We start from the raw sequence: 3,728 nt of genomic DNA, 5'->3' as shown, positions 1-3,728 counted from the left end.
AAAGCCGTACAGGACGGCATGGCGCCGCAGATCTTTATACACGCGACACACCAAAAGATGCTGGAACTGATAGACCTGGAAACCCTCAAAAAGTACGCGATAGATCTATAGCGTGAGTTCATAGACCCACTGCTGCAGGTCCAACATATCTTCATAGATCTTGAAGTTACGCTCTATGATCTTCTCTGAATGGAAGGTCTTGTCGGGGCTGAACGTTGTATAGGCATACATGGACCCGAACTTTGCCAGATAGGCATAGGGTTCCTCTTCGTACCCTTCAAAACCTCTTGGAAATTTTTTATAGCTGGGTGCTGCTATTTGGTACCCTTTTTCTTTGAGTGCTTCGAGTATCTGATGCAGAGTTTTGCGTCTGTGTTCGTCCTTGATGTACTCCCTGTATTTAGCAAGCAAAGGCGGTTTGAAATTGCGTATGCCCGTAGCCACAAAGACCTCAAAAGGGTCATAGTGCATATAGAAGGAGCTGCTTTGCATGCGGTGTGTCGCACCCTGCCAAAAGATGATGCCGATACGCTCCTTGATGGGATCAAGCCTGTGGAACCTGGCATCGCGATAGATACGGAAGAGTGACTTGTTCACTTTGGGTATGGCATGGATCGTAGGCACAAGTATCTGCAGGTGTTCACCCATCTCTTCCACATAGGCTTTGTTGGGTCCAACGATATACTTCTCATACTCCTCTTTATGTGCATCCAGCCACTCTTTGGAGTTGTGGATGATGATATTGTCGAGAAAAGCAAGCCCCTCTTTGGGGAATCCCGAAAAACCTGTAGATGCAAAAGAAGCCATCAAATACCCTTTAGTTTCTGCCAGAGCAGACCGAGATATTCGTGAAAGAGTATGTGGGATTGTTTCACTGCCGTGGCCGAGAAAAAGTCAGCATAGTCTAAATTTTTCTGCTTCCCGAGGTGGTTGGTCGGTGCAGGGATCGGTCTTAACCCTTCATTTTTGAAGAACTGCAGTGCCCTTGGCATATGGGAGGCTGAGGTGACCAGTATGAACGGCGTACTGCCCAACAGTTTTTTCCCTGCCTGTGCTTCCTCTTCCGTATCTTTGGTACCAAGATGCAAAATGATATCCTCTGCATCTACGCCTAACGAGGTGGCCAATCTCTTTTGCATCACGGCATGTTCTGTCTCGTCGTACAATCCATGATACCCGGAGACAATGATCTTTGCCTGACCGTTCAATTGGCGGTAATGGCGTATACCTTCAGCAAGCCTTACCACAGAGGTTTCCACGACCTGAGAAGTAATAGGCTGCGCTTCGTCCGTATGGTGCCCGCCGCCCAGGACATAGATGTATTGGATATCCGCAGGCGCCGTATGCAGCGTAGGGATCTTTGACTCTAGTTTATAGAGCAGTACATCCGGAAGAGGGGAGTAGGAGATAAGGAATAACCACACAACACTGAACATCAGTGTGAATTTGGCTTGTGTGAGTTTATTTCTGTAAAGGAAAAAGAGTCCCAGAACGATCAGCGCCACCCCCAAAGGGAGAGGCATGATGCACATGGAGACGAACTTTTTGAGCAAAAAATCCATTATTTACTGTACTTGCCTTGTCTCATCCGCACCAAGTTCCATGACCTGCCAAGGCAAGCCCTGTTTGTTCATCTCTTCCATGAACGGATCGGGATCCATCTGCTCCATGTTGAAGACACCTTTGCCCTGCCATTTGCCCTCTAGCATCAGCTTCGCACCGATCATCGCGGGTACACCGGTCGTGTAGCTTACCGCCTGGCTCATCACTTCTGCATAGCATGCTTCATGGTCACAGACCTGGTAGATGTATATGGCTTTTTCTTTCCCGTCTTTGATCCCTTTGGCGAAGATACCGATATTGGTCTTGCCTTTGGTACGCGGTCCCAGGCTTGCAGGGTCCGGAAGGAGGGTGGAGAGGAACTCTATGGGAACGATCTTCATGCCCTTGTGCTCCACCTCTTTGATACCGAGCATACCCACGTTCTCAAGACATTTCATATGCGTCAGATAGCTTTGTCCGAAGGTCATGAAAAATCTGATCCTTTTGAGCCCTTTGATGTGCTTGACAAGACTCTCCATCTCTTCATGGTAGAGCAGGTAGCTGTCTTTTGGTCCCACTTCCGGGTAGTCCCACACTTGCATGATCTCCATAGGTTCTGTCTCTATCCACTCCCCTTGTCCATTATCGTTTTTTTGCCAGTAGCGTCCCTTGGCGGAAACTTCACGCAGGTTGATCTCAGGGTTGAAGTTGGTTGCAAAAGGATACCCGTGGTCACCCGCATTACAGTCAAGGATGTCTATCGTATGGATCTCGTCAAAATAGTGCTTTTGCGCATAGGCACAGAAGACATTGGTCGCACCGGGGTCAAAACCACTCCCAAGGAGTCCCATGATGTTCGCTTTTCTAAACTCTTCATCTCTGGCCCACTGTTCCTTGTACTCGAATTTTGCCGTGTCAGGGTGTTCGTAGTTTGCCGTATCGAGGTAATCCACCTGCATCTCCTCACAGGCATCCATGATGGTAAGGTCCTGGTAGGGAAGGGCCACATTGATGACGATACTTGCACCGGTAGCTGCAATGAGCTCTTTCAGTTCAGCGATGGAATCTGCATCTACCGCTCGTGTGTGTATCTCTACGCCGGTTCTCTCTTTGACATTGGCAGCGATGGCATCGCATTTGCTGAGCGTACGGCTTGCCAGCGTGATCTCTCCAAAGGTATCTGCATTCATGGCACACTTGAAAGCGACAACGTTTCCGACACCTCCTGCACCGATAATAAGGGTTTTTTTAGACATGGGGGCTCCTCAAAAAGTTATTGGCCTATTTTATCACAAATAGTAGTGATTTGTCACATAGCTCAGCACAAATAGCAGCGGTATGAACAAAAGTGTGCTCAGGAGTATGAGGGAGGTCACGTCCTTGGGCCTGCAGTTATAGAGTGAGGCAAGATTGATATTTGCAACGGCCAGCGGCACCATCATCTCCATGAAGATCACCCCTTGCACAAAAAGCGGAAGGTTGGTAAAAGAGAGGATGATGGCCGTGGCCAAAGGCACGATGATGAATTTCTGGCTAATCGTGCCTATGAAGAGCTTGGGGTGCAGCTCTTTGATGCGTATACCCTGCAGGAAGGTTCCCAGCAAAAAGAGCTGCAGGACGATACCGGTGTAGGCCCCCATCTTGAAAAACTCCTGCAGCTGGCTGCTCAGAGGCACATCATAGAGGTTGATCATTATGGCGACCACGGAAGCCGGGATGATAGGGATCTTTACAATGTTATAGAGTGAATCCCGGATGCTGAACGAACCCCGTGAATAGATATAGACACCGATGATATAGACCACAAAGACATTGGCGATGTTGATCAGTGTCGTATAGATGACAGAGGCCTCCCCAAAAAGGGCGATTCCCAGAGGTATACCGATGTTCCCTGTATTCCCCACGAAGCCGGCGATGGAGAAGATCGCCCGCTCTTTGGGATCGGCAAAGAACATCTTTCCCAGCAGGACCGTTGGAACGAGGAGGGCAAAGATGATGGCGAGGTACAAAAGCGGCACATACAGATGCTCGCTGTGCAGCTTGGCGGTACTGAATCCCCAGACGGTCACAAAGGGCTGTAAAAAGTACACAGACATGAGCGTCAGGGTCTTTGTGTTCATGTCGTCCTGGAAGATGCGTTTGGCCATATAGCCCAGAAGTATAAAGACATAGACGAAGAGGATGCT

General features: G+C 48.9%; 5 protein-coding genes. 1 reads left to right on the top strand and 4 read right to left on the bottom strand.

The genetic code is table 11. From position 1 onward, the window contains the following. The coding region (locus tag VIM88_RS02360; RefSeq protein ID WP_331861282.1) for a DUF2237 family protein at positions 1 to 111 on the top strand (111 nt) is incomplete at its 5' end. Here the strand turns inward: VIM88_RS02360 and VIM88_RS02355 are convergent. From VIM88_RS02355 to VIM88_RS02340, 4 genes are all read right to left on the bottom strand, one after another. Next, positions 106 to 807, bottom strand: a complete 702-nt coding sequence (locus VIM88_RS02355) for a TIGR02453 family protein (protein WP_331861281.1) — start codon at positions 805 to 807, stop codon at positions 106 to 108. The two genes, VIM88_RS02360 and VIM88_RS02355, sit on opposite strands and share 6 nt — an antisense overlap. Next, positions 807 to 1,562: an ElyC/SanA/YdcF family protein gene (locus VIM88_RS02350; protein WP_331861280.1), complete on the bottom strand. Its 756-nt coding sequence runs from the start codon at positions 1,560 to 1,562 to the stop codon at positions 807 to 809. The genes VIM88_RS02355 and VIM88_RS02350 overlap by 1 nt, the downstream gene beginning before the upstream one ends. 3 nt (positions 1,563 to 1,565) lie before the next feature. Next, positions 1,566 to 2,798: a saccharopine dehydrogenase family protein gene (locus tag VIM88_RS02345; RefSeq protein WP_331861279.1), complete on the bottom strand. Its 1,233-nt coding sequence runs from the start codon at positions 2,796 to 2,798 to the stop codon at positions 1,566 to 1,568. Positions 2,799 to 2,831: 33 nt separating this feature from the next. After that, positions 2,832 to 3,728: AEC family transporter (locus VIM88_RS02340; protein WP_331861278.1), on the bottom strand; the 897-nt coding region annotated here is incomplete at its 5' end.

Origin of the sequence: Sulfurovum sp. (genome assembly GCF_036568385.1) — a bacterium.
Lineage (GTDB): Bacteria > Campylobacterota > Campylobacteria > Campylobacterales > Sulfurovaceae > Sulfurovum.
The sequence above is the reverse complement of the archived record's forward strand: the minus strand, read 5'-3'. Positions and strand labels throughout refer to the sequence as shown.